General features: G+C 34.9%; 25 protein-coding genes. 22 read left to right on the top strand and 3 right to left on the bottom strand.

All coding sequences use genetic code 11. The features are described from left to right. Positions 1-16: 16 nt before the first annotated feature. From SPD48_RS13350 to spoVM, 5 genes are all read left to right on the top strand, one after another. Positions 17-784 carry a Stp1/IreP family PP2C-type Ser/Thr phosphatase gene (locus SPD48_RS13350; RefSeq protein WP_336258623.1) on the top strand — a complete coding sequence of 256 codons (768 nt, stop codon included), beginning with the start codon at positions 17-19 and terminating at the stop codon, positions 782-784. Next, positions 778-2,751 carry a Stk1 family PASTA domain-containing Ser/Thr kinase gene (pknB, locus tag SPD48_RS13345; protein ID WP_336258622.1) on the top strand — a complete coding sequence of 658 codons (1,974 nt, stop codon included), beginning with the start codon at positions 778-780 and terminating at the stop codon, positions 2,749-2,751. Before SPD48_RS13350 ends, pknB begins: the two co-directional genes overlap by 7 nt. Beyond that, complete coding sequence (gene rsgA / locus SPD48_RS13340; RefSeq protein ID WP_336258621.1) at positions 2,752-3,642, top strand: ribosome small subunit-dependent GTPase A; 891 nt, start codon at positions 2,752-2,754, stop codon at positions 3,640-3,642. Next, a complete protein-coding gene (gene rpe, locus SPD48_RS13335; protein WP_336258620.1) occupies positions 3,635-4,288 on the top strand; it encodes a ribulose-phosphate 3-epimerase in 654 nt (217 codons plus the stop codon). The genes rsgA and rpe overlap by 8 nt, the downstream gene beginning before the upstream one ends. Positions 4,289-4,411: 123 nt before the next feature. Next, positions 4,412-4,492: a stage V sporulation protein SpoVM gene (spoVM, locus tag SPD48_RS13330; protein ID WP_336258822.1), complete on the top strand. Its 81-nt coding sequence runs from the start codon at positions 4,412-4,414 to the stop codon at positions 4,490-4,492. Between the two features lie 132 nt (positions 4,493-4,624). On the opposite strand, the gene rpmB is transcribed toward spoVM, so the two are convergent. After that, positions 4,625-4,813, bottom strand: coding sequence for a 50S ribosomal protein L28 (rpmB, locus tag SPD48_RS13325; protein WP_336258619.1), 189 nt, complete (start codon positions 4,811-4,813; stop codon positions 4,625-4,627). Positions 4,814-4,931: 118 nt separating this feature from the next. Next, on the bottom strand, positions 4,932-5,858 hold the full coding sequence (locus tag SPD48_RS13320) for a DUF1259 domain-containing protein (RefSeq protein ID WP_336258821.1): 927 nt from the start codon (positions 5,856-5,858) through the stop codon (positions 4,932-4,934). 252 nt (positions 5,859-6,110) lie between these two features. Between SPD48_RS13320 and SPD48_RS13315 the strand changes: the two genes are divergently transcribed. The 8 genes from SPD48_RS13315 to rnc all read left to right on the top strand — a co-directional run bounded on the left by SPD48_RS13315 (position 6,111) and on the right by rnc (position 14,524). Then, positions 6,111-7,766: a DAK2 domain-containing protein gene (locus SPD48_RS13315; RefSeq protein ID WP_442962156.1), complete on the top strand. Its 1,656-nt coding sequence runs from the start codon at positions 6,111-6,113 to the stop codon at positions 7,764-7,766. 257 nt (positions 7,767-8,023) lie between these two features. Then, complete coding sequence (gene recG / locus SPD48_RS13310; RefSeq protein ID WP_336258618.1) at positions 8,024-10,054, top strand: ATP-dependent DNA helicase RecG; 2,031 nt, start codon at positions 8,024-8,026, stop codon at positions 10,052-10,054. Between the two features lie 93 nt (positions 10,055-10,147). Then, entirely contained in the window at positions 10,148-10,717 is a 570-nt protein-coding gene (gene fapR / locus SPD48_RS13305; RefSeq protein WP_336258617.1) for a transcription factor FapR, read from the top strand. 4 nt (positions 10,718-10,721) lie between these two features. Continuing rightward, positions 10,722-11,723 (top strand): phosphate acyltransferase PlsX, encoded by a 1,002-nt coding sequence (plsX, locus tag SPD48_RS13300; protein WP_336258616.1) that lies wholly within the window; start codon positions 10,722-10,724, stop codon positions 11,721-11,723. Position 11,724: 1 nt separating this feature from the next. After that, a complete protein-coding gene (gene fabD / locus SPD48_RS13295; RefSeq protein WP_336258615.1) occupies positions 11,725-12,666 on the top strand; it encodes an ACP S-malonyltransferase in 942 nt (313 codons plus the stop codon). 1 nt (position 12,667) lies between these two features. Further along, positions 12,668-13,411: a 3-oxoacyl-[acyl-carrier-protein] reductase gene (gene fabG, locus SPD48_RS13290; RefSeq protein WP_336258614.1), complete on the top strand. Its 744-nt coding sequence runs from the start codon at positions 12,668-12,670 to the stop codon at positions 13,409-13,411. Between the two features lie 61 nt (positions 13,412-13,472). Beyond that, positions 13,473-13,706, top strand: a complete 234-nt coding sequence (gene acpP / locus SPD48_RS13285) for an acyl carrier protein (RefSeq protein ID WP_336258613.1) — start codon at positions 13,473-13,475, stop codon at positions 13,704-13,706. A 125-nt stretch (positions 13,707-13,831) separates the two neighbouring features. Next, complete coding sequence (gene rnc, locus SPD48_RS13280; protein ID WP_336258612.1) at positions 13,832-14,524, top strand: ribonuclease III; 693 nt, start codon at positions 13,832-13,834, stop codon at positions 14,522-14,524. A gap of 90 nt (positions 14,525-14,614) precedes the next feature. Here the strand turns inward: rnc and SPD48_RS13275 are convergent, their stop codons facing one another. After that, on the bottom strand, positions 14,615-14,839 hold the full coding sequence (locus SPD48_RS13275) for a DUF1128 domain-containing protein (protein WP_336258611.1): 225 nt from the start codon (positions 14,837-14,839) through the stop codon (positions 14,615-14,617). A gap of 213 nt (positions 14,840-15,052) precedes the next feature. Here SPD48_RS13275 and smc point away from each other — a divergent pair, with 213 nt between their 5' ends. The 9 genes from smc to trmD all read left to right on the top strand — a co-directional run bounded on the left by smc (position 15,053) and on the right by trmD (position 23,744). Continuing rightward, positions 15,053-18,622 carry a chromosome segregation protein SMC gene (smc, locus tag SPD48_RS13270; RefSeq protein ID WP_336258610.1) on the top strand — a complete coding sequence of 1,190 codons (3,570 nt, stop codon included), beginning with the start codon at positions 15,053-15,055 and terminating at the stop codon, positions 18,620-18,622. 22 nt (positions 18,623-18,644) lie between these two features. Continuing rightward, complete coding sequence (gene ftsY, locus SPD48_RS13265; RefSeq protein WP_336258609.1) at positions 18,645-19,631, top strand: signal recognition particle-docking protein FtsY; 987 nt, start codon at positions 18,645-18,647, stop codon at positions 19,629-19,631. A 12-nt stretch (positions 19,632-19,643) separates the two neighbouring features. After that, the gene (locus tag SPD48_RS13260; RefSeq protein WP_336258608.1) at positions 19,644-19,973 is read left to right on the top strand and encodes a putative DNA-binding protein; all 330 of its coding nucleotides are present in this window, start codon (positions 19,644-19,646) and stop codon (positions 19,971-19,973) included. 13 nt (positions 19,974-19,986) lie between these two features. Beyond that, positions 19,987-21,330, top strand: a complete 1,344-nt coding sequence (ffh, locus tag SPD48_RS13255) for a signal recognition particle protein (protein ID WP_336258607.1) — start codon at positions 19,987-19,989, stop codon at positions 21,328-21,330. A gap of 83 nt (positions 21,331-21,413) precedes the next feature. After that, on the top strand, positions 21,414-21,683 hold the full coding sequence (gene rpsP, locus SPD48_RS13250) for a 30S ribosomal protein S16 (protein ID WP_336258606.1): 270 nt from the start codon (positions 21,414-21,416) through the stop codon (positions 21,681-21,683). Positions 21,684-21,700: 17 nt separating this feature from the next. After that, entirely contained in the window at positions 21,701-21,928 is a 228-nt protein-coding gene (locus tag SPD48_RS13245) for a KH domain-containing protein (protein ID WP_336258605.1), read from the top strand. A gap of 177 nt (positions 21,929-22,105) precedes the next feature. Continuing rightward, complete coding sequence (locus SPD48_RS13240; RefSeq protein WP_336258604.1) at positions 22,106-22,498, top strand: YlqD family protein; 393 nt, start codon at positions 22,106-22,108, stop codon at positions 22,496-22,498. Between the two features lie 8 nt (positions 22,499-22,506). Further along, on the top strand, positions 22,507-23,010 hold the full coding sequence (gene rimM / locus SPD48_RS13235; RefSeq protein WP_336258603.1) for a ribosome maturation factor RimM: 504 nt from the start codon (positions 22,507-22,509) through the stop codon (positions 23,008-23,010). Beyond that, on the top strand, positions 23,010-23,744 hold the full coding sequence (gene trmD / locus SPD48_RS13230; protein WP_336258819.1) for a tRNA (guanosine(37)-N1)-methyltransferase TrmD: 735 nt from the start codon (positions 23,010-23,012) through the stop codon (positions 23,742-23,744). Before rimM ends, trmD begins: the two co-directional genes overlap by 1 nt. Positions 23,745-23,895: the final 151 nt, after the last annotated feature.

Below are 23,895 nucleotides of genomic sequence, written 5' to 3'. Positions count from 1 at the left end.
CTTTGAAAAAGAGGTGATGAAAGTGTATGGGCAATTTATAACAGATCGTGGCCAATTGCGTGCAACAAACGAAGATGCCGGTGGTATTTTTTATAATAAAGCCGGTCAATTACTTGCGATAGTGGCTGATGGCATGGGTGGGCATTTAGCAGGAGAAGTTGCTAGTCAATTAGCTGTTTCATTTATTAAAAAGCAATGGGAATCAATCGATAGAATAGATACCCCAGTCGAAGCAGAAGATTTGCTTCAAACGATAATGACGAAAATGAACACTGAAATATATCACTGTTCATTAGAAAAAGAAGAATACGAAGGAATGGGAACGACTGTTGTCATCAGTATTTGTACAAAGGACTTTGTATCAATCGCTCATATAGGTGACAGCCGCTGTTATTTATTAAATGAAACAAAGTTTGAACAGCTAACAAATGACCATTCGCTTGTAAATGAGTTAATCCGAACTGGACAAATTACTAAGCTTGATGCGGAGCAACACCCAAGGAAAAATGTATTATTAAAAGCAGTTGGTACAGAGGAGTCCGTACACCCTGATATTCAAACAATCAATTGGGAAGCTAATAATATATTGCTACTATGTTCAGATGGGTTAACGAACAAAATAACGGATGAAGAAATTGAACGATATTTACGTGATGGACAGGAAATTGATCATTTAGCAAAGGAATTTATTCATTTATCAAATGAACGTGGCGGAGAAGATAATATATCGCTTGCTCTTATAAAGAAGTCTACTTCAAATCAAGTAGGTGATTCGCCATGTTAGAAGGACACTTACTTAGCGAAAGGTATCGCATTAAACGAACAATTGGTGGCGGTGGAATGGCTAATGTGTATTTAGCCAGAGATATTATTTTAAACCGTGATGTTGCAATAAAAGTTTTGCGACTCGAATTTGCAAACGACCCAGAGTTTATTGAACGGTTTGATCGCGAAGCACAAGCCGCAACGAGTCTTTCACATCCAAATATTGTTAATATTTATGATGTTGGGGAAGAAAATCATATTCTATATATGGTAATGGAGTATATCGATGGATTAACATTGAAAGAATACATTATTCAAAATGGACCACTTGAAGTACATGAATCAATCGAAATCATGAAACAATTGACAGACGCTATTACTCATGCACATGCAAATGGATTAATTCATCGGGATATTAAGCCGCAAAATATTTTAATGGATCGGTTTGGAAATATTAAAGTTACTGATTTTGGAATTGCTATTGCATTAAGCGCAACGTCATTAACGCAAACAAATTCTATATTAGGATCTGTTCATTATTTGTCACCCGAACAAGCGCGTGGAGGGATGGCTACAAAAAAATCGGATATTTATTCCCTAGGGATCGTTTTCTATGAATTGTTAACGGGACATTTACCTTTTTCGGGTCAATCTCCAATCTCTATAGCCTTAAAACATTTGCAAAATGAAACACCTTCAGTTAGAAGTTTAGATGCAAATATACCACAGAGTGTTGAAAATATTGTATTAAAAGCAACTGCTAAAGATCCATTTCATCGCTTTGAAAGTGTATATGAAATGGAAGAAGCATTAAATGTAGCGTTGGATCCTAACCATATGAATGCTGAAGTATTTAAACCTCCAATTGAAGAAGGGGAAGAAACGAAAGCCATACCGATTATTACGGATGAAAAGCTGCAGGTGAACGATAACGACACAATCGTACATACGAACACAAACGTGGAAAAAACAAAGGAACTTAAGAAGGAAAATCAATCATCGACAAAAAAGAAACGATTTTATAAACGCAAAGGATTTATTGCTAGCATAGTTTTATTATTGATCGCTCTTACTGCACTAATTGTATTTGCGATGAATGCTCCAAAGGATGTAACTGTTCCTGACGTAGTTGGTCTCGATTATGATGAGGCAAAAGAAGAGTTGGAAAGCCGACAGCTCAAAGTGAATAAAGAATTAATTCCTTCTGAGGATGTGGAAGAGGGAATTGTTATAAAGACGGATCCAGGAGAAGGAAGAACTATTAAGGAGAAATCAACTGTTGACGTATATGTTAGTTCCGGTAAAGAGAAAGTAGAATTTGGTGATTATGTTGGTAAAAATTTCAGCCAGGTAAAACGTATTTTAGAAGATGCAGGTTATGAAGTGATCGATTATGAAATAGTGTCTGATAAACCTGTTGGAGAAATTGTTAACCAAATTCAACCTGAACCAACTAAAGAGGTAGTTCCAAGTGAAACAACTGTTATATTTGAAGTTAGTGGTGGACCAAATAAAGTAAGTTTAAGTAGCTTAAATGGAATGACAGTAAACCAAGCAAAAGAATATGCAGAAAAAAATGGGTTAAAGCTTGAAGTCAGTGAAGAACATGCAGATGCTGCAGAAGGAACTATCATTAAGCAGAGTCCCGCTGCCAATACGGATATGACAGAAGGAAGTTCTGTACAAGTAATAGTTTCAAAAGGGCCTAAAGAATTACCACCAAAATCACATAATGTAAAATTTACAGTCCCCTTTCAACCATCTGGAGATGATGAAGACGAAGAAAACCAGACACAGACTGTACAAATATATGTAGAAGATATGAACAACTCAATTTCTAACGTTTTTCATGAAGATCAAATTCAAGGAGATCAAGAATATACGTTGACATTGGTAATTGCACCGAATAAAACTGCTGAATATAAAGTTGTACGAGATGGAGAAATTATCATTCAAAGAAATGTTGAATATAAAGAAGGTGGATAAATGGCAGAAGGCAGAATCATTAAAGCGTTAAGTGGATTTTACTATGTTCAGTCTGACAATAAAATCTTTGCATGTAAAGGTAGAGGGGTTTTTCGTAACAAAAAAATAACCCCTTTAGTTGGCGATTATGTTACGTTTGATATCACTGAAAATGAAGAAGGTTATATTCAGAACATAAAGCCAAGGAGCAATGAATTAGTTCGTCCGCCTATTGCAAATATAACTCAGGCGATTATTGTCAACGCTGTATGTCAACCGACTTTCAGTCCATTACTGTTAGATCGATTTTTAGTGATTGTTGAAGCAAAACAAATCCATCCGATGATTATAGTTACAAAAAAAGATTTAGCAACTGAAGCTGAGATAGAAACAATGATAGAGTATAAAGCAGATTATGAAAGCCTAGGATATACGATTGAATTTGTCTCATTAATAGAAGATGATGATTTGACAAAGATTAGGTCCTTCTTTCAAGAAGAAACAACTGTTTTGATGGGGCAATCAGGGGTAGGAAAATCTACTTTACTGAATGCTGTAGAACCGGAATTTAAAATTGAAACCGGAGAAATTTCAACAAGCTTAGGCAGAGGGAAGCACACAACAAGGCATGTTGAATTATGGGCTGTTGATAATGGTCTTGTTGCGGACACGCCGGGTTTTAGTTCCATAGATTTCACCAATATAGAAACAGAAGAGTTGTCAAATTATTTTGTAGAAATTCGCGAAAAAAGTATCCATTGTAAATTTAGATCTTGTGTACATGTTAAAGAGCCTCATTGTGCAGTTAAACAAGCTGTAGAAGCAGGAGAAATTAAACAATATCGCTATAATCATTATTTACAATTTTTACAGGAAATTATTGAGAGAAAGCCGAGGTATTCAAATGACTAAAATAGCACCGTCAATATTGTCAGCCGATTTCGCTAAATTAGGGGATGAAATAAAAGAGGTAGAGGAAGGTGGAGCCGATTATATACATGTTGATGTAATGGACGGTCATTTTGTACCGAATATTACAATTGGACCACTTATTGTTGATGCGATTCGTCCAATCACTTCACTTCCTTTAGATGTTCATTTAATGATAGAAAATCCTGATTCCTATATACCAGCCTTTGCGAAAGCAGGTGCAGATATTATTACGGTTCATCAAGAAGCATGTATTCATTTACATCGTACAATCCAGTTAATTAAAGATGTAGGTGTTAAACCAGGGGTTGTATTAAATCCTGCTACACCTTTAGAAATGATCCGAGAGATTTTGTCAGATGTAGATTTAGTGCTAATTATGACGGTTAATCCCGGCTTTGGCGGACAATCTTTTATTCATGAAATGGTCCATAAAATTAAAGTATTACATCAATTGCGCCTTGAAAACAACTATTCTTTTGAAATTGAAGTCGATGGTGGAGTGAATGTTGATACGGCTAAACTCTGTACAGATGCGGGTGCAAATGTTCTCGTGGCAGGAAGCGCCATTTTTAACGAAATGAATAGAAAGCAAGCGATTCAAAATATTAAAGATGCGATCAAGTAAAGAAATTTTTTTCTCTTTCATTCATTTAAATCATATAATTGGACTTTGTGCATACGATTAATAATAGAAGTACGTGCACATATTTAATATTATCTGTTTTATAGTGATTAGGAGGAGGAATAAATGAAGTTTTATACTATTAAACTCCCAAGATTTATCGGTGGTTTTGTACGTGTTGTTATGGGGATGTTTAAAAAGGATTAATATAAGACCATCCCCTAATTTTTCTACCTATTTAAATGAATAATTGGAACGAAAAAAGCACCTACTAAGGTGCTTTTTTACATGGTTTTGTAAATAGTTCGTGGATATAACATAAGAGGTATATAAACAGTGTTATACACGTTTAATTTTACCTGATTTTAAGGCACGAGCTGAAACATAAACACGTTTAGGTTTGCCATCTACCATAATTCTTACTTTTTGTACATTTGCTTTCCATTTACGTTTATTTGCATTCATCGCGTGTGAACGGTTATTTCCAGTTCCTGTTTTACGTCCAGTAATAACACATTTTCTTGACATACAAACCCCTCCTTACTACATGTGTCAATTCATACCTTATTTAATTTAACATAACAAGTGTAATAATGCAATTGATTTTTATTTCTAAAGGAGGAGCTCTTAATTTGGTGGATTCATTTTATGAATATACTTTTCTAGTTGTTAATACACTCATGGCATCACGTACTTTCTTGGCAAAAGACTCCGGTTTATCAATTGATACCCAATGCATAAACATTAGTCTAGGATCTTCAAATAACCAATGATTATGAACGGCAGTTACAATAATCTCACACTCCCTAAGTTTACTAATAAATGGATTGATTTCTTCCTGAAGAATTACAGTTTCCCCTGCACAAAGTGCAGTCCCATTTCTTGAAATAGATTCGAAGGTAAACATTTGCGGTATAGTAAGAAATGAACGAGTACTTCTACCCAAAATAGTTGGCATAATATTAAGTCGTGACCTCATCACGATACATTGATCGTTCTCGAATGAATGCATCGTGCCTCCCAAAATATCATTAAATCTGTCACAAATAGCAGACAATGATTCTTCATTTTGGTCGGAATATAATTTTGGAAGTAGTGAACCATAATGGTTATTCCTACTATTATCATTAAATTCAGGGTAAAAGGTTCTTGATTTCTCCGCAACGTAAACTGGTTTCTTAATCAGAACTTTCATTGCTTTTCTAATTTTTCTTGCAAATGTGAGAGGATCTTCAATTGATTCAAAGTGCATATACATTAGACGGGGTTTGTCAAAAAGCCAATGATTGTGGATTGCATTAACAATAATATCCTCCTCCCTAAGTATGCTCATAAAAGGGTTAATTTCCTCCTGCAAAAGCACTGTTTCGCCAAGACAAAGAGCACGTCCTTTTCTATCCATATTTTCAAATGAAAAAGCTTGTGGAACAAACATGAAAGATTCAGCAGGTCTGCCTAATACAACTGGATGGATGTTTGTACGTGAACGAGTGGCTATACATACACCATTGATTACTCCCGCAGTTGAATCCAGAATCTCCGCGAACTCTTCACAAAGACCAGATGGTTCCATATTATCCAAAGTGGTATCCCCCTTACAAAATAGTTTTGTATTATTAACGCATTATATGTATGTAGTGGGGAAATGTGCTGTTGACCTAAATAAAAGCTGGTGACTTGGTAAATTGTAGAATATACGAAAAGAAAGGGGTATCATTTCCCTTCTTGTCATTTATGGGTACAATATAGTAGTATGTTTTTATATATAATTAATAAGATCTTTTTATAAGGAAGGGTCGGTTGTGATTTTAAGGAGGACTATAATGTGAATATTAACAAAATCAACAGTGCTTTATTATTAAATATGATTCAAATGGGCGCTAAGAATTTATCTAATCATAGAGATTTTGTAAATAAATTAAATGTGTTTCCAGTTCCAGATGGAGATACGGGAACAAATATGAATTTATCGATGGGCTCCGGGCTCAAGGAAATGATGGTAAGGCAAACGGAAGAGCTGCCTTTAATTCTTAGTGCATTTATTAGAGGATTGTTAATGGGAGCACGCGGAAATTCAGGTGTAATATTATCTCAATTGTTTCGGGGTTTTTCAGAAAGTCTTCAAGAAGAAACTGAAATAAATAGTAGTGCTTTTGCTGCCGCGCTTAACAATGGGGTGAAGGTTGCCTATCAATCCGTAACAAACCCGGTTGAAGGTACTATTTTAACAGTTGCAAAAGATGCAGCAAGGCGAGCGTATGAGGTAGCCGAGACGGAAGACGATCTCGTTAAACTAATGGAAGAAATAGTGATTGAGGCAAAACAGTCATTAGAGCGAACACCAGAATTACTGCCGATTCTAAAAGAAGTTGGTGTAGTAGATTCAGGTGGAAAAGGATTAGTCGTAATATATGAAGGATTCTTAGCTGCATTAAAAGGGGACGAGCTGGGAAATCCTGATTCAGAAATTGATATAGAAACGATGGTACAGTTAGAACATGAACGATCCGCCCAATCCTTCATTAGCGCAGATTCTATAGAGTATGGCTATTGTACCGAGTTTTTCGTAGAATTGGATCAAAAAAATAAAACATCATTTGAGGAAACGAAATTTCGAAATCAATTAAGTGAATATGGAGACTCGTTATTAGTTGCATCTGATGCTAATCTCGTGAAGATACATATTCATACTGAGTATCCAGGCAAGGTTATGAATTTGGCCCAAGCCTATGGTGATTTAGTAAATATTGATATAGAGAATATGCGAAAGCAGTATGAAAAGATTGTTAATAACGAACAGGAAACATCCTCTCTGTTAGAAAAGAAAAAATTTGGAATTATTGCCGTTGCTTCAGGGGAAGGTCTAAAAGAAATGTTTACAAGCCTTGGAACTACTTTAATTATTGAAGGCGGCCAAACAATGAACCCTAGTACAGAAGATTTGCTTGTCGCAGTTCAAAAAGTAAATGCTGAATATACTTTTATTTTACCAAATAATAAAAATATTGTTTTGGCTGCAAATCAAGTTAAGTCACTATCTGAGCAAAACATAATAATTATTCCAACGAAATCTATCCCTCAAGGGATCGGTGCCTTGTTCGCATTTGATTCCGAAGTTTCAATAGAGGAAAACGAGGAAAACATGCTTGATGGAATGCAAAATGTGAAAACCGCTTCAGTGACATATGCGATTAGAGATACAATTATAAATAATATGGAGATTAAACAAGGTTCCTATATGGGTTTAAACGAAGACACAATACTTGTGACGAACCCTGATAAAATTGAAACAGTTAAAGATTTGCTTGAAAAGATTGTTGATGAAGATGACGAGATTGTTACTATTTTTTACGGCGTAGATGTTAGTGAAAAAGAGATAACAGATCTTGAAAAGTATGTAGAAGAACATTTAGAAGATGTAGAGATTGAATTACATGAGGGAGATCAACCAATATATTCATTTATCATTATGGTTGAATAGGTTTCATTAATTAATAAGCAATAAGTCTAATGAAAATACTATTAAGGAAAGTAGAGGGTGATCCATTCATCTCCTACTTTTTTTATTATGCATCTTTAAACCATGTTGTTATAATATAATTGGATATTTTAAGTTCGGTAAAATGATTAGGGTAAAAGAATAGCAGTACATATTTGATGAAGTAGTACTATACATTCATACGAACAACATTTAATAGGATGCTGCCATTTTTAGATTAGAGAAAAGAGTGGATCAATGTGCTAAGTGATTCTGTTGTTACGTTAAAAGGAGTAGGGGAAAAAGTAAAAGAAGATTTACATCATATGGATATTTATTCGATAGAAGACTTACTTGAACATTTTCCGTTTCGATATGATGTTGTTGAATTAAAACCATTGCATGAACTAATTCATGATGATCAAGTGACAATTACGGGTGAAGTGATATATCCGCCTACTGTTACTTATTATGGAAGAAAAAAATCTCGTCTTCAGTTTAATGTTCAAGTGGATCAGGTTACTGTCAAAGCTGTAATGTTTAATCGCACTTTCGCAAAAAAACATTTAAACAAAGGGACAACGGTTACGTTAACCGGAAAATGGGATGCACATCGTCTCCAAATTACAGTTAACCACTATCAGTTAGGTGAACTTAATAAAGATGTTGCTATCAAAGCAATTTATTCTGTTAAAGGCAGTATTACTAGTGGTAGAATAGCTAGTTTGATTAATCAAGCATTAAAAGAAAATGATCATTTCATTAAGGAAATACTTCCTCCGTCCTATTTACAAAAATATAAAATACCGAGTAGAAGTGAAGCAATTAGATGGATTCATCGTCCTGAAAATCAAAACCAATTAAAACATGGCCGTAGAAGATTTGTTTATGAAGAATTATTACTTTTTCAATTAAAGATGCATCTTTTAAAACAGAGAACGCAATTAACTAATCAAGGCTTTGAACAAAGGTTTGACGAGAAAAAAGTGACTAGCTTTATTAATAAAATGCCGTTTAAGCTAACAGAAGCGCAGGAGGCATCATTGGTAGAAATTTTAGCCGATATGAAAGCTCCTATCCAAATGAATCGATTGTTGCAAGGGGATGTTGGTTCTGGTAAGACTGCAGTTGCGTCCATCTGTTTATACGCTACCATTAACGCGAACTTCCAGGGAGCTTTCATGGTGCCAACAGAAATTTTAGCAGAGCAACATTATGATTCTATAAAAGAAATTTTTGGAAGAGAAATTAATATAGCTTTATTAACGAGTTCAGTCAAAGGGAAAAAAAGAAAGGAAATCTTGGAAGGTATCAAGCAACATGACATTAATCTTGTGATTGGAACGCATTCTCTCATTCAAGAAGAAGTTGTATTTCATCGTTTAGGATTAGTTATTATCGATGAACAACATCGTTTTGGGGTGGAGCAACGAAAGGCTCTTAGGGAGAAAGGCTTGCAACCAGATGTTTTGTTTATGACCGCGACTCCAATTCCTAGAACGCTAGCTATTACTGCTTTTGGTGATATGGATATATCTGTTATTGACCAATTACCTATAGGTAGAAAAGAAGTTGAGACCTATTGGATAAAAGAGAATATGTTAACACGAGTATTAGAGTTTATTAAACAGCGAGTTGATGCCGGTGAACAAGCTTATATTGTCTCTCCTTTAATTGAAGAATCCGAAGCATTTGACTACCAAAATGCGATCGATTTATTCTATAAATTACAAGACTATTATGGAGAGGAACTTAAAATAGGTTTGCTTCATGGAAAGCTTCCCGCAAATGAAAAAGAATCAATAATGAAGCAGTTTATGCGAAATGACTTACAAATATTAGTTGCAACAACAGTAATTGAAGTCGGTGTAAATGTTCCAAATGCGACAGTGATGCTTATTTATGATGCGGAACGTTTTGGATTGTCTCAGCTTCATCAGTTAAGAGGCCGAGTAGGTCGGGGAGATAGACAGAGTTATTGTATTTTACTAGCGGATCCAAAAGGAGAGATAGGGAAAGAGAGAATGCGAATCATGACAGAAACAACAGACGGTTTTCGTTTAGCTGAAGAAGATTTAAAGCTTAGAGGTCCCGGTGACTTCTTTGGGAAAAAACAGAGCGGTTTACCCGAATTTAAAGTTGCCGATTTAGTCCATGATTACCGTGCTCTTGAAGTGGCTCGTAATGATGCCAAAGATATTGTTGAGCGTAAATTACTAGAAAATAATTTAGATTTTAAGCAATTGAAAGAGCAATTAGAGGAAGTTTCATTTGATCAGAGATTTGATTAATCTATAACATTTTTCCACTTGCATTAATAGACATGGTGTTATATATTACTATTATTACCTAGTCATAATTAATATGCTATGGATGTGGATAACATGAGAATAAAAAAATCAGAGCGTCAACGATTATTGGTGGAAAAAATTGAACAGACACCTTTTATAACCGATGAAGAACTGGCGAATCACTTCCAAGTAAGTGTGCAAACGATTCGTTTAGACAGACTTGAGTTAGCTATACCGGAATTAAGAGAACGAATTAAATCTGTTGCCACCAATCAATGGAATGAAACGGTAAAATCATTACCTTTAGAAGAAGTGATTGGTGATATCATCGATTTAGAATTAGATCATAGAGCAATCTCCATCATGAAAATTCAACCTGAACAAGTTTTTTCTCGAAATAAGATTGCGCGTGGTCACCACTTATTTGCACAAGCTAATTCGCTAGCTGTTGCTGTAATTGATGATGAATTAGCGTTAACAAGAAAGTCGGAGATTCGTTTTAAGAGACAGGTCAAACTGAACGAACAAGTTGTTGCAAAGGCTGAAGTGAAAGAAGTATTAAAGGATGAAGTAACAGTTGTCCATGTAAAAAGTTACGTGAAAAATGAAATTGTTTTTTCAGGGATTTTTCACATGTATCGCTCGAGTGAAAAGGAGAAATAAACGAATGAGAATAGCTATAGATGCCATGGGCGGAGATCATGCACCAAAAGTAGTCGTTGAAGGCGCAATGCAAGCGATAGCGGATATTAAAAGTTTACATATAACTTTAGTTGGTAATGAAAAAGCGATTAGAAAATATTTGACAAATGAAGAACGAATTTCAATTATTCATACAGATGAAATGATTGCCGGTGATGAGGAGCCAATTCGTGCTGTCCGTCGTAAGAAAAATTCGTCGCTTGCATTAATGGCAAAAGAGGTCAAAGAAAAAAGGGCAGACGCGTGTATTTCAGCAGGGAATACCGGTGCACTTGTTGTCGCCGGATTGTTTGTTGTTGGTAGAACAAAGGGAATTGATAGACCGGCTCTGAGCCCGACTTTACCGACTACAAATGGAAAAGGCTTTTTACTACTTGACGCAGGTGCAAATGTAGATGCAAATGCACATAACTTAGTTCAATATGCAGTAATGGGTTCTATATATAGTGAAAAAGTGAGATTAATCCAAAAACCGACAGTAGGTTTATTAAATGTCGGTACAGAAGATGCGAAGGGAAGCCAACTAACAAAGAAAGCATTTAATCAATTGTCGAATGCACCAATTCATTTTATCGGTAATATTGAAGCTCGTGATCTATTAGACGGAGTCGCAGATGTAGTTGTGACAGATGGATTCAGTGGTAATATTACGTTAAAAGCGATTGAGGGGACAGCGCTTCATGTGATGAAATTATTAAAACAGACATTAACATCATCTATTAAAACAAAATTAGCAGCTGGTCTTATTAAAGGTGATTTGAAAAATTTGAAAAACCAGTTAGATTATCCTGAATATGGAGGGGCTGCGCTATTTGGGTTATCTGCTCCGGTTATAAAATCTCATGGATCTTCTAATAGCCGAGCAATTTATCATACGATAAAGCAAGCTTGTCATATGATTGATAATCAAGTGATTCAAACGATTGAAAAAACAATCAAAACACTAGATTTAGTCGAGGAGGATTAATATGAAAAAGATTGCTCTTATGTTTCCTGGTCAAGGCTCACAAGTGGTCGGCATGGGAAAAGACTTCTATAACCAACACGAAGAAGTAAAGCAATTATATATATTAGCAAATGAGGTTTTACATAAAAATATTACAGATCTTATGTTTCAAGGTCCGGCAGAAGCATTAACTGAAACAGAAAATGCACAGCCAGCCTTATTATTAAGTAGTATTGCCGCTTTTACGTTATTGGCAAAAGAAAATATTCAACCAGTTGCGACGATTGGTCATAGTTTAGGAGAATACAGTGCTTTAGTTGCAGCACAAGCAATTACGTTAGAAGAAGCGCTACCTCTAGTCGCTACAAGAGGCAGATTGATGGAACAAGCATTTCCAAAGGGAAAAGGAACGATGGCAGCTGTTCTAGGGATGGATGAAGCATCCATTGAAAAAGAATTGGAGAAAATCGTTGAAAATGAAGTTGTTGATATTGCTAACTTAAACTGCCCTGGTCAGATCGTTATTTCTGGATCTAAAGGCGGGATCGAACAAGCAGAAACTTTATTAAAAGAAGCTGGTGCTAGACGAGTGTTACCGTTAAATGTAAGTGGCCCTTTTCACTCTCGATTAATGCAGCCTGCTAATGATGAATTTCAGGTGTCATTGAACAATGTCGATGTAGAAAATGCCAATGTTCCTGTATATGCAAATGTTACAGCAAAACCAGTAGTAAATAAAAATGAAATAAAACAGTTACTTATTAAACAGTTATACTCCCCTGTACGGTTTGAAGAATCGATTCGAAACATGTTGTCCGAAGATATAGACGCATTTGTTGAGGTAGGTACAGGTAAAGTATTATGTGGATTAGTTAAGAAGATAGATCGAAAAGTAAAAACATTTGCAGTCGAAGACTCTGCTTCTTTATCTGCATTTTTAACGTGGTATAAGGAGGATGCATAATATGTCTTTGCATGACAAGGTAGCGTTAGTAACTGGTTCGTCACGAGGAATTGGACGAGCTATAGCGATTGAATTAGGAAAAAAAGGTGTCCATGTAGCAGTTAATTATGCAGGAAATGAACAGAAAGCGACTGAAGTTGTCGAAGAGCTGCAAACATTAGGTGTTAAAGCGATTAAAATTAAAGCGAATGTTTCGAACGAAGATGAAGTGAAAAAAATGATTAAAGAAGTTGTAAAAGAATTTGGTCGTCTGGATATACTAGTGAACAATGCTGGGATCACTAGAGATAACCTATTAATGCGTATGAAAGTAGACGAATTCGATGAAGTAATTGAGACGAATTTAAAAGGTGCTTTCTTATGTACAAAAGCAGTAACGAGACAAATGATGAAGCAACGTTACGGAAAAATTATTAATATCGCTTCAATTGTTGGTGTGAGCGGAAATCCGGGACAAGCGAATTACGTTGCAGCAAAAGCAGGGTTAATTGGATTAACGAAATCAACTGCAAAAGAGCTGGCTACTAGAAACATTTTAGTTAACGCTGTTGCTCCTGGTTTTATTACCACTGATATGACAGATATTTTGACAGATGAACAAAAAGATACAATTTTAGCTACGATACCACTAGAGAAGCTAGGTGAACCAGAAGATATTGCAAATGTTGTTTGCTTTTTGGCATCAGACGAATCGAAATATATTACAGGACAGACGATTCACGTAGACGGTGGTATGGTTATGTAAGTAGATTTTAACTAGTAATTTTATTTATTTTCACATATACTATTGAAGGGAGGTGAAAGAAATGTCAGACGTATTTGAACGAGTAAAAGAAATCATTGTTGAACAACTAGACGTGGAAGAGTCACAAATTACAATGGAAGCCTCTTTTAGAGATGACTTAGAAGCAGATTCATTAGATGTTGTTGAACTTGTCATGGAATTAGAGGATGAGTTTGATCTTGAAATTGCTGATGAAGAAGCTGAAAACATCAACACTGTTGGTGATGCTGTTAACTATATAGAAGACAAGCAGTAATTTACGTATAAAAACTGTTATTATACAAAATATTAGTAGTATACATAAGAGCACTTTGTAACTACCACAAATTTAAGTCTCGCATGTGCGGGACTTTTCACTTTATTTAAAGAAGGAGCACACGTATGGATGTAGCAGAGCTAGAAAGAGCATTAAATATCACTCTCTCTAACAAAAAATTAATGATACAGGCTTTTACACATTCATCATATGTGAATGAGCATCATAGAAAGCATTTAGCTGACAATGAGCGACTGGAGTTTTTAGGAGATGCAGTCCTTGAACTTGCTGTTTCTGACTACTTATATAATAAATTTCCCAAAATGACTGAAGGTGAAATGACAAAATTAAGAGCAAGTATCGTTTGTGAGGAATCTTTATTCCATTTTGCAGAAATACTTGAATTCAGTCAATATGTTTTATTAGGTAAAGGGGAAGAAAGAACTGGAGGCAGGAAACGGCAGGCATTGCTTGCAGATGTTTTTGAAGCCTTTTTAGGCGCGTTATATTTGGATCAAGGAATGAATGTATGTCAAGCCTTTTTGGAACGTCATATCTTTCCCAATATAAATACTGATGCTTTTTCGTATGTGATGGATTATAAGACAAAGTTACAAGAAGTCATTCAACAAGAAAGAGGCAATTCGTTGCAATATCGAATCATTGAAGAAAAAGGCCCGGCACACCGTAAAGAATTTGTAGCAGAGGTAATCATTAATGGTGAAAAACGGACTAAAGGGACAGGGAATTCTAAAAAGACCGCAGAACAATTTGCTGCTAAACGAATGTTAGAAGAACTTTCTAAAAATGAGAAATAAAAAAATCTGTACTACTTTTATAGGGAAAAAGAGTACGTGATTAGTCAATTTTGCCCTTATAAAGTGTCCAGACTTTTAGGTTTTCATATGTTAGGATTTTCTAACAGAACGTAATTCATCGATGAATGCATGAGATTCAGCAGGACTCAACGTACCTGACTTTACAACATGATCATATAAAAACTTTAAATCATCGTACCGATTTAAATCATAATCTTTTTCATCGAGTAATATTCTATTCGCGACACCTAATTTATCTCCTAATTGTTCAAGGAGGTATTTCAAGTTTTCCGGTGACGGTTTATCAAGATCCATTCAAGCACCTCACAGTATAATCAATAAGTATATAAAATAGTATAGTTTTAGTTTACAATGATAGATATAATAACACAACCCTTTTAAATCTTTTAGAAACGAAATAAAAAGATAACAAAAATTTCACAATGCAGATAGGAATGTTTCTCACTTCTGCTAAATTAATTCGACAACGGCTTTCATTAGTCTAGCTTTTAAATAAGGAGAATGAATATGTTTTTAAAGCGTTTAGAAACGGTTGGATTTAAATCCTTTGCTGAACGTATTCAAGTAGAATTCGTTTCAGGAGTGACAGCAGTTGTTGGTCCAAATGGAAGCGGGAAAAGTAATATTATTGACGCTGTTCGCTGGGTATTAGGAGAACAATCGGCTAGATCATTACGGGGAAAAAAGATGGAAGATATAATCTTTCAAGGTAGTGATACGAGAAATGCATTAAATTTTGCCGAAGTTTCACTTGTTTTAAATAATGATGGAGAAAAATTACCAATTGATTTTCATGAAGTCAATATAACTAGACGAGTATATCGGTCTGGTGAAAGTGAATTTTTTATTAATAAACAATCTTGTCGTTTAAAGGATATTGTCGATTTGTTTATGGATACCGGACTTGGACGAGAATCTTTTTCTATCATTGGACAAGGAAAAATAGATGAGATTTTAAGTTCTAAAGCAGAAGAAAGAAGAGCTATATTTGAAGAAGCGGCAGGGGTATTAAAATACAAACAACGTAAAAATCAAGCTAAATTTAAATTAACGGAAACGGAAGATAACTTAGACCGTGTAGAAGATATCATCCATGAAATTGAACAGCAAATTGAACCGTTAAAAAAACAAGCCTCTGTTGCAAAAGAGTATAAAGCAAAAAAAGCTGATCTGAAAAAAAATGAAATTGCATTATTAGTAACAGAAATAGAGCAATTACACTCAAAATGGAAACTCTTATTAGAAGAAATTGAAAAAGAGAAATTATTAGAAGTAGAAAAGAAAACTGCTATTCAAAAAAGAGAAGCAGAGTTAACTGAAGAACGCCAAAAAATACAGCAACTTGATAATGAAATTACATCCTTGCAAAATGAACTGGTAGTTGTAACAGAGCAGCTTGAACAGTTTGAAGGAAAGAGAAATGTTTTAAAAGAGCGGTTTAAACATTTATCTGAAAATAAACAGAAGTTAATTCAGGAAAAAACATTGAAAATGGAACGGATTAACGAGATTGAACAACATATTCAACAAGAGAAGACTGTATTAGCGGAAGTAAACAATACAATCATGAAAGCAACTGATGAGATTCAACAAATTGAATCTAATCTTTATGAAGGTCTTGACGAAATTAAAGAAGAAATAGAAGATCTAAAATCAGACTATATTGAACATCTAAATAAACAAGCAGTTTTACAAAGTGATTTAAATACAATTAAAAGACAATTAGAGACTGCCGAAAATAAGACGAAAGATGAATCCGTTGATTATGAACGACTTCAGAAACAGGAACAAACACTAATTACAAGTCTCCATCAATCGGAAACTAATATTACATCCCTTATCGATAAAATAACTGTTACAGAAAAAGAAATTGAGCATGTAAAACATCAAGTCCTAACATCCCGGACTACTTTTGAAGAGATGCAAAAAAGGCTGTACGAAGGTAATGAACAAATAGCTAAGATCATTTCGCGAAAAGAAATGTTAGAAGAAATGAAAGATAGCTTTCAAGGATTCTTTTATGGAGTAAAGGAAATTCTCAAGGCAAGTAAGGAAGATGTTTTGACCGAAATTCATGGGGCTGTCGTTGATTTAATTGATGTTCCTACAGATTATATGACAGCTATAGACACTATTTTAGGGGCACAAGCTCAATATATAGTTGTGCCAAACGATGAAGTTGCGAGAAATGTCATACATTGGTTAAAAAAAGAAAACAAAGGTCGGGCAACGTTTTTGCCTTTAGAATCTATCGAAGCCAGGCAGATCCCTGCATCTATTTGTACTCAATTAGATAAACAGCAAGGATTTATCGGTATTGCTAGTAATTTAGTAAAAGTAGAACCGGAGTTTCAAAAAGTAGTAGAGCATTTAATGGGCAACGTCATTTTAGCTACTGACTTACAATGCGCTAATCAACTGGCAAGATTGACGAACAGAAAATTTCGTGTTGTTACGTTAGAAGGGGATGTTGTATATCCAGGCGGATCAATGTCTGGAGGTGCAAAAAGAAAAGCTAATCAATCATTGTTTACTAGGGAAAAAGAGATAACCTTATTAACAGAGAAGTTGGAACAGTTTACAAAACGAAAAGAATCTTTTATGAAAGAAATAGATGTACAACGAGAAATGATTGCAGATGATGAAGCGAATATAACAACATTAGAAGCAAAGCTTAAGAAATTAAAAGAAGATCTAGAAGGTGAACAGGCAAGACATAATGATATTGCTATTAAATGTCAGTCTATAACTGATGAATTAGCATCTTATCGTATAAGCAAAGAACAAGAAAAGGAATATACAAGTAATCTTCATGTTAACTTGAAAGAAATACAACAAAAATTAGAAACAGTAAACAATCAAATTAAAGCAACAGAACAACGAATTGAAAAACGAACTGCTGAGGAAAAAAATATAGAAGATAACAAAAGAAATCTTGAGACACGATTACATGAGTTGCAAGTAAAATTAGCAGAATTAGAAGAAAGGAAAAAGAGTGTTGAGGATAGAATACATAATTTTTCCAACCAACTTAGTGAACATAGAGATGAATTGGAACAAATCGATGCCCAACTGAATGAATTAGATGAACTGGAGCAATCTGAAAACAAAGAGAATGATTTGATGCAACGTATTCTCTTGCAACGAGAGAAACGTGAAGAGACTACTCAGATGATAGATAATAAAAGAGTAGAACGGGATCAAAAGGTTCAATTATCTGAGGATGAAGAAAGAGAGATAAGGCAAATATATAAGTTACATGAGGACTTTGTTCGTAAAGTTCAAGATAAAGAAGTGCAAGCGAACAGGTTAGATGTATCATTAGAGAATCATTTATCTCTTTTACAGACGGAATATACGATGACGTACGAAAAGGCGGCACAACAATATGAGAAAGTTCAAGATGTCCAGGTAGCCTCTCAACAAGTAAAAGCAATAAAACAAGAAATTAAACAACTAGGTACAGTAAATTTAGGTTCGATTGAAGAATATGAGCGATTATCTGAACGGTATGTCTTTTTATCTGAACAAAAGCAAGATCTAGTAGAAGCAAAAGAAACATTGTATTCTGTTATTCAAGAGATGGATAAAGAAATGACGAGTAGATTTACCGGTATGTTTACAGAAATACAGACAGCGTTTACGGATGTCTTTAAACAGTTATTTGGCGGCGGTCATGCCGAACTTACGCTAACTGATCCAGATAATATTTTAGAGACTGGCATCGAGATCGTTGCTAGACCTCCAGGTAAAAAGTTAAGAACGCTCGGTTTGCTATCTGGTGGTGAAAGAGCTTTAACAGCAATTGCCCTTCTTTTCGCTATTTTACGAGCTCGACCAGTACCTTTTTGTATTCTGGATGAAGTAGATGCTGCACTAGATGAGGCTAATGTCGCCAGATTCGGAAGTTATTTGAAAACCTTTAGTAAAGATACGCAGTTCATTGTTATTACACATAGACAAGGAACAATGGAAGAAGCAGACGCGCTATACGGAGTGACAATGCAAGAATCGGGAGTTTCAAGGCTCGTCTCTGTAAAGCTTGAAGATACAAGTGATTTAGTAAAAGCAACATAAGGGATAGAAAGGAAGTTACAGTATGAGTTTTTTTAATCGACTTAAAAATAGATTTAGCAAAAATGTAGAAGAAACTGAATCCTATAAAGAGGGAATGAAAAAGACACGACAATCATTTACGAATAAATTAAATGATTTAATGGCCCGTTATCGACAAGTTGATGAAGAGTTTTTTGAAGAACTAGAAGAAGCTCTTATCATGTCCGATGTTGGTGTATCAACCGTCATGGATTTAATCGATGAATTAAAGTTCGAAGTTAAACGCCGAAATATTAAAGATACAATTGAAGTTAAAGACGTTATTTCCGAAAAGTTGGTTGAAATCTACTATGGAGATGATGATGAGTCGATTGAAAAGTTAAATATTCAAAACGATGAATTGACAGTAATTCTTGTTGTAGGTGTGAATGGAGTAGGGAAGACAACCTCCATTGGAAAGTTAGCAGCTCAATTAAAAAACGAAGGAAAAAACGTTGTATTGGCTGCCGGTGATACGTTTCGTGCTGGTGCGATTGAACAGCTGGAAGAATGGGGGAAACGGGCGGAAGTCGAAGTCATTAAACAATCAGCAGGAAGTGATCCTGCTGCAGTTATTTTCGATGGGATTAAAGCTGCAAAATCGCGTAAAGCTGACGTGTTAATTTGTGATACAGCTGGTCGATTACAGAATAAAGTAAATTTAATGAATGAACTTGCAAAAATCCACCGTGTAATTGAAAGAGAAGTTCCAAATGCGCCCCATGAAGTTTTACTCGTATTAGATGGTACGACGGGACAAAATGCACTTAGTCAAGCCAAAACTTTTTCAGATGCTACAAAAGTATCAGGCATCGTTCTTACTAAGTTAGATGGTACAGCAAAAGGTGGAATTGTTCTAGCGATTCGAAATGAGTTAAACATACCGGTGAAATTAGTTGGATTTGGTGAAGGCATTGATGATTTGAAACAATTTGATGCTCATAAATTTGTATATGGCCTATTTGCTGACATGTTGGAAGAAGATAATTAAAGGATGGAGTACATGCTTGAAAAAACGACAAGAATCAATATGTTATATGATTTCTATCATTTATTGCTCACTGATAAACAAAAAACGTACATGGAATTATACTACCGTGAAGATTATTCTTTAGGAGAAATTGCAAGTGATAGTAACGTGTCAAGACAAGCTGTTTATGATAACATTAAAAGGACGGAACAATTACTAAATTCGTACGAAGAAACTCTTAAATTATATGAGAAATTTCTTCGACGTCAAGAACTCTTATCTCAATTAAAAGAAAAAGTTGTTAAAATGGAACGTTCAGAAGAACTAATTATCTTAATCGATCAGATACAGAAAATAGACTAGGAGGATACCTTCTATGGCATTCGAAGGATTATCAAGTCGTTTACAAGAAACGATAAAAAAGATAACAGGTAAAGGAAAAGTAAGTGAACAAGATGTAAAAATAATGACGAGGGAAGTACGACTTGCTCTTCTTGAAGCTGACGTTAACTTCAAAGTAGTAAGAAATTTCATTAATGAGATTAAGGAACGAGCTATTGGTCAAGAAGTAATGGAAAGTTTAACGCCAGGTCAACAAGTTATTAAAATAGTCCAAGAAGAGTTGACAAAATTAATGGGTGGGGATCAAAGCAAAATTGCCGCAAGTGATCGACCTCCCACTGTCATTATGATGTCAGGACTACAAGGTGCGGGTAAAACAACGACAACAGGTAAATTAGCTAATCTACTAAGAAAACGATATAACAAGCGTCCATTACTAGTTGCATGTGATATTTATCGTCCGGCTGCGATTAAGCAGCTGCAAACACTCGGTAAGCAATTGGATATGCCTGTGTTTGAGATGGGGACAGATGTAAGTCCTGTTGAAATTAGTAAAAAAGCGATTGAATATGCTAAGGAAGAACATTTAGACTATGTGTTAATTGATACTGCAGGGAGATTACACATTGATGGTGAATTAATGCAAGAGCTCACCGAAGTAAAAGACGCCGTTAAACCAGATGAAATCTTTCTTGTTGTTGATGCAATGACAGGACAAGATGCTGTGAATGTTGCAGAAAGTTTTAACGAACAACTGGATTTAACAGGAGTAGTGTTAACAAAGCTCGACGGTGATACTCGTGGTGGAGCAGCATTATCGATTAAAGCTGTTACAGATAAACCGATTAAATTTATCGGTATGGGTGAGAAGTTAGATGAGCTGGAAGAATTTCACCCAGAACGGATGGCATCACGGATCCTTGGTATGGGGGATGTTCTAACACTTATTGAAAAAGCACAAGCAAATATCGATGAGAAGAAAGCCAAACAGTTAGAAGAGAAAATGCGGACAATGTCTTTTACATTCGATGATTTTCTTGACCAAATGAGTCAGGTGAAACAAATGGGTCCACTGGAGGACTTATTGGCAATGATCCCTGGAGCAAACAAGATGAAGGGGATGAAAAACATTCAATTCGATGAAAAGCAACTTGTCCACGTAGAGGCAATCATTCAATCAATGACGAAAGCGGAACGGCAAGATCCATCAATTATGAATGCTAGTAGAAAGAGAAGAATTGCTAAAGGATCAGGGACCAATGTATCCCAAGTAAATCGTTTGCTGAAGCAATTCAACGAGATGAAAAAGATGATGAAACAGATGACTAATATGCAGAAAGGTAAAAAAGGGAAAGGGTTCCAATTACCTTTTATGTAGCCTGTCATGTAAAAACACTTTACAGATAAAATGATCCATGTTACTATAAGTAAGGTGCTAGATGAAACATAGGAGGTGTAAGTATGGCAGTTAAAATTCGTTTAAAAAGAATGGGTGCAAAGAAAAACCCTTTTTACCGTATTGTTGTAGCAGATTCTCGTTCACCACGTGACGGACGTTCTATTGAACAAATTGGAACATATAACCCTGTAGCAGATCCAGTAGCAGTTAACATTGATGAAGAAAAAGCGTTAGACTGGATGAAAAAAGGTGCAAAACCAAGTGATACAGTACGCAATTTATTCTCTAAACAAGGCATTATGCAAAAATTTCACGATGCGAAAAATCAATAGTAAAGTAGTGTGATTACATGAAACTTTTAATTGAATCAATCGTGACCCCGTTAGTAGATCATCCAGAGGATGTTGTAGTGAATGAACGGGAAGAAGATAACAAGATTGTATACCATTTAACTGTTAACGAGAACGATGTCGGAAAAGTGATTGGGAAAAATGGCAGAATCGCTAAAGCCATTCGTACAATTGTCTATTCTGCCCGCCAAGAAACTAATAAACGGGTTTATTTGGATATAATGTAAAACTGCAAGGGAAAAGGATTACCTTTTCCCTCGTATTTTATTTCCTCAATTTTAACTCCCCAAAAAAATTATCGATTAACTCTACATGTAGTTTACATCCCCATCATTTATGTCATACTGTCAATGATCGATATTTTTTGCATTTTCTAGAATTCTGTTAGAGAGTGAGGATCAAAGATGCAAATTATTAAGAGAATTCAGATCAAACAAGTGATAACAGAAAAGAGTAAAGATAACTTACGAAAAAAATTTGAACAAAATAAAATTCAGTTAGAACGGGAATGTCAACAATTACTGTTTGAACAAAGAAAACTTATAAACAAGTTGGGTAATTCTAAGCATAATATTAAGGAACGCTTTGAACACGAGATTTCCGCTCGTAAAGATAAAATAACTATTTTAGACTTTAAATTGGACCAATTAGATTTATTAGATATTGGTAGTGAGATTATTGAACAGGAAGTTGATGCAATTATCGACGTTAAAGTTGGGGCGAATTGGGAAGAGCTAGTCGGTAATCAGTCGATTGTAATTAAAGACAATATTGTGGAAAGAATTGATAATAAATAGGTGATTATATGTTTGTAATTGGTAAAATAATAAATACCCATGGAATTAAAGGAGAAGTAAAAGTAAAACAGATTTCTGACTTCCCAGAGAGATTTAAACTTGGATCAACAGTCTATTTAACTAATCATGATGATGAATTAATTACGTTAAAAATAGCTGGAATGCGATTACATAAAGGCTTTTTATTACTTCAATTTGAAGGATATGAATCGATTAACGATGTTGAACATTTAAAAGGGGTAGAATTAAAAATAAAAGAAGAACAACAAGAACCTTTAGGAGAAAATGAATACTATTATCATCAAATTATAGGTTGTAATGTTGTTACTACAGAGGGAGAAGAAATAGGTATAATAGAATCTATCCTATCTCCCGGTGCAAATGATGTATGGGTGATTCGGGGAAAAAACAATCAAGAAATTTTAATACCTTATATTGAACCGGTTGTAAAAGACGTAAATGTGGAAGGAAAACAGGTTATAATAGAATTAATGGAAGGATTAATAGATTGATGCAAATTGATATTTTAACATTATTTCCAGAAATGCTTGATGGGGCATTTAATAGTTCTATCTTAAAAAGAGCAATAGAGAAAGAGCAATTTAACTATAACCTAATTAACTTTCGAAATTTTTCTACGAATAAACATAAAAAAGTCGATGATTATCCATATGGTGGAGGAGCAGGTATGGTATTAACTCCCCAACCAATTTTTAATGCTGTAGAACATATTACGAAAGATAAAAAGACAACTCCTCGTGTCATTTTAATGTGTCCTCAAGGAGAAACATATACACAAAAGAAAGCGGAGGAATTAGCTGAAGAAGACCATCTTATTATCATTTGCGGCCATTACGAAGGCTATGATGAACGAATTCGAACATCTCTAGTAACAGATGAGATATCAATCGGTGACTATATTTTAACAAGCGGAGAAATAGGAGCCTTAGTTGTAGTTGATAGTGTCGTTAGACTACTTCCAAACGTATTAGGGAATACCGAATCGGCTAAAGAAGATTCGTTTTCGACTGGTCTTTTAGAACATCCTCACTACACAAGACCAGCTGAATTTAAAGGGATGAGGGTTCCTGATGTTTTATTACAAGGTCACCATGCCGAGATTGATCGTTGGCGGATGAAGGAATCCCTAAGAAGAACGTATGAACGCCGACTAGATTTACTTGAAAGTTTACAGTTAAACGAAGAACAATTGCGTTTATTGGAAGAGATAAAAAATGATGAATAATGGATTTGTTTAATACTGCTTAGTTGAAGAATCGATTATATCGTATGATAATTTTCTTTTAAAATTATTTGTATATATTTTAGTTGTTACCTTACCAATCTTATGGTATATTATAAAATGTGCTTAATTCGTTTAAGCTTGAAAACGATGT

It is taken from the genome of Pseudogracilibacillus sp. SE30717A (assembly GCF_037071985.1).
Lineage (GTDB): Bacteria > Bacillota > Bacilli > Bacillales > Amphibacillaceae > Pseudogracilibacillus.
The sequence above is the reverse complement of the archived record's forward strand: the minus strand, read 5'-3'. Positions and strand labels throughout refer to the sequence as shown.

Coding starts and splice junctions, on each gene's coding strand:
- SPD48_RS13320 (WP_336258821.1), bottom strand. CDS start 5,858: ATGGAACCATCTGGTCTTTGTGAAGAGTTCGCGGAGATTCTGGATTCA.
- SPD48_RS13240 (WP_336258604.1), top strand. CDS start 22,106: ATGCAAATTATTAAGAGAATTCAGATCAAACAAGTGATAACAGAAAAG.
- trmD (WP_336258819.1), top strand. CDS start 23,010: ATGCAAATTGATATTTTAACATTATTTCCAGAAATGCTTGATGGGGCA.
- fapR (WP_336258617.1), top strand. CDS start 10,148: ATGAGAATAAAAAAATCAGAGCGTCAACGATTATTGGTGGAAAAAATT.
- spoVM (WP_336258822.1), top strand. CDS start 4,412: ATGAAGTTTTATACTATTAAACTCCCAAGATTTATCGGTGGTTTTGTA.
- rnc (WP_336258612.1), top strand. CDS start 13,832: ATGGATGTAGCAGAGCTAGAAAGAGCATTAAATATCACTCTCTCTAAC.
- pknB (WP_336258622.1), top strand. CDS start 778: ATGTTAGAAGGACACTTACTTAGCGAAAGGTATCGCATTAAACGAACA.
- ffh (WP_336258607.1), top strand. CDS start 19,987: ATGGCATTCGAAGGATTATCAAGTCGTTTACAAGAAACGATAAAAAAG.
- plsX (WP_336258616.1), top strand. CDS start 10,722: ATGAGAATAGCTATAGATGCCATGGGCGGAGATCATGCACCAAAAGTA.
- fabG (WP_336258614.1), top strand. CDS start 12,668: ATGTCTTTGCATGACAAGGTAGCGTTAGTAACTGGTTCGTCACGAGGA.
- fabD (WP_336258615.1), top strand. CDS start 11,725: ATGAAAAAGATTGCTCTTATGTTTCCTGGTCAAGGCTCACAAGTGGTC.
- SPD48_RS13245 (WP_336258605.1), top strand. CDS start 21,701: ATGAAACTTTTAATTGAATCAATCGTGACCCCGTTAGTAGATCATCCA.
- SPD48_RS13350 (WP_336258623.1), top strand. CDS start 17: ATGAAAGTGTATGGGCAATTTATAACAGATCGTGGCCAATTGCGTGCA.
- SPD48_RS13275 (WP_336258611.1), bottom strand. CDS start 14,839: ATGGATCTTGATAAACCGTCACCGGAAAACTTGAAATACCTCCTTGAA.
- rpsP (WP_336258606.1), top strand. CDS start 21,414: ATGGCAGTTAAAATTCGTTTAAAAAGAATGGGTGCAAAGAAAAACCCT.
- rimM (WP_336258603.1), top strand. CDS start 22,507: ATGTTTGTAATTGGTAAAATAATAAATACCCATGGAATTAAAGGAGAA.
- rsgA (WP_336258621.1), top strand. CDS start 2,752: ATGGCAGAAGGCAGAATCATTAAAGCGTTAAGTGGATTTTACTATGTT.
- rpmB (WP_336258619.1), bottom strand. CDS start 4,813: ATGTCAAGAAAATGTGTTATTACTGGACGTAAAACAGGAACTGGAAAT.
- ftsY (WP_336258609.1), top strand. CDS start 18,645: ATGAGTTTTTTTAATCGACTTAAAAATAGATTTAGCAAAAATGTAGAA.
- rpe (WP_336258620.1), top strand. CDS start 3,635: ATGACTAAAATAGCACCGTCAATATTGTCAGCCGATTTCGCTAAATTA.
- SPD48_RS13260 (WP_336258608.1), top strand. CDS start 19,644: ATGCTTGAAAAAACGACAAGAATCAATATGTTATATGATTTCTATCAT.
- smc (WP_336258610.1), top strand. CDS start 15,053: ATGTTTTTAAAGCGTTTAGAAACGGTTGGATTTAAATCCTTTGCTGAA.
- acpP (WP_336258613.1), top strand. CDS start 13,473: ATGTCAGACGTATTTGAACGAGTAAAAGAAATCATTGTTGAACAACTA.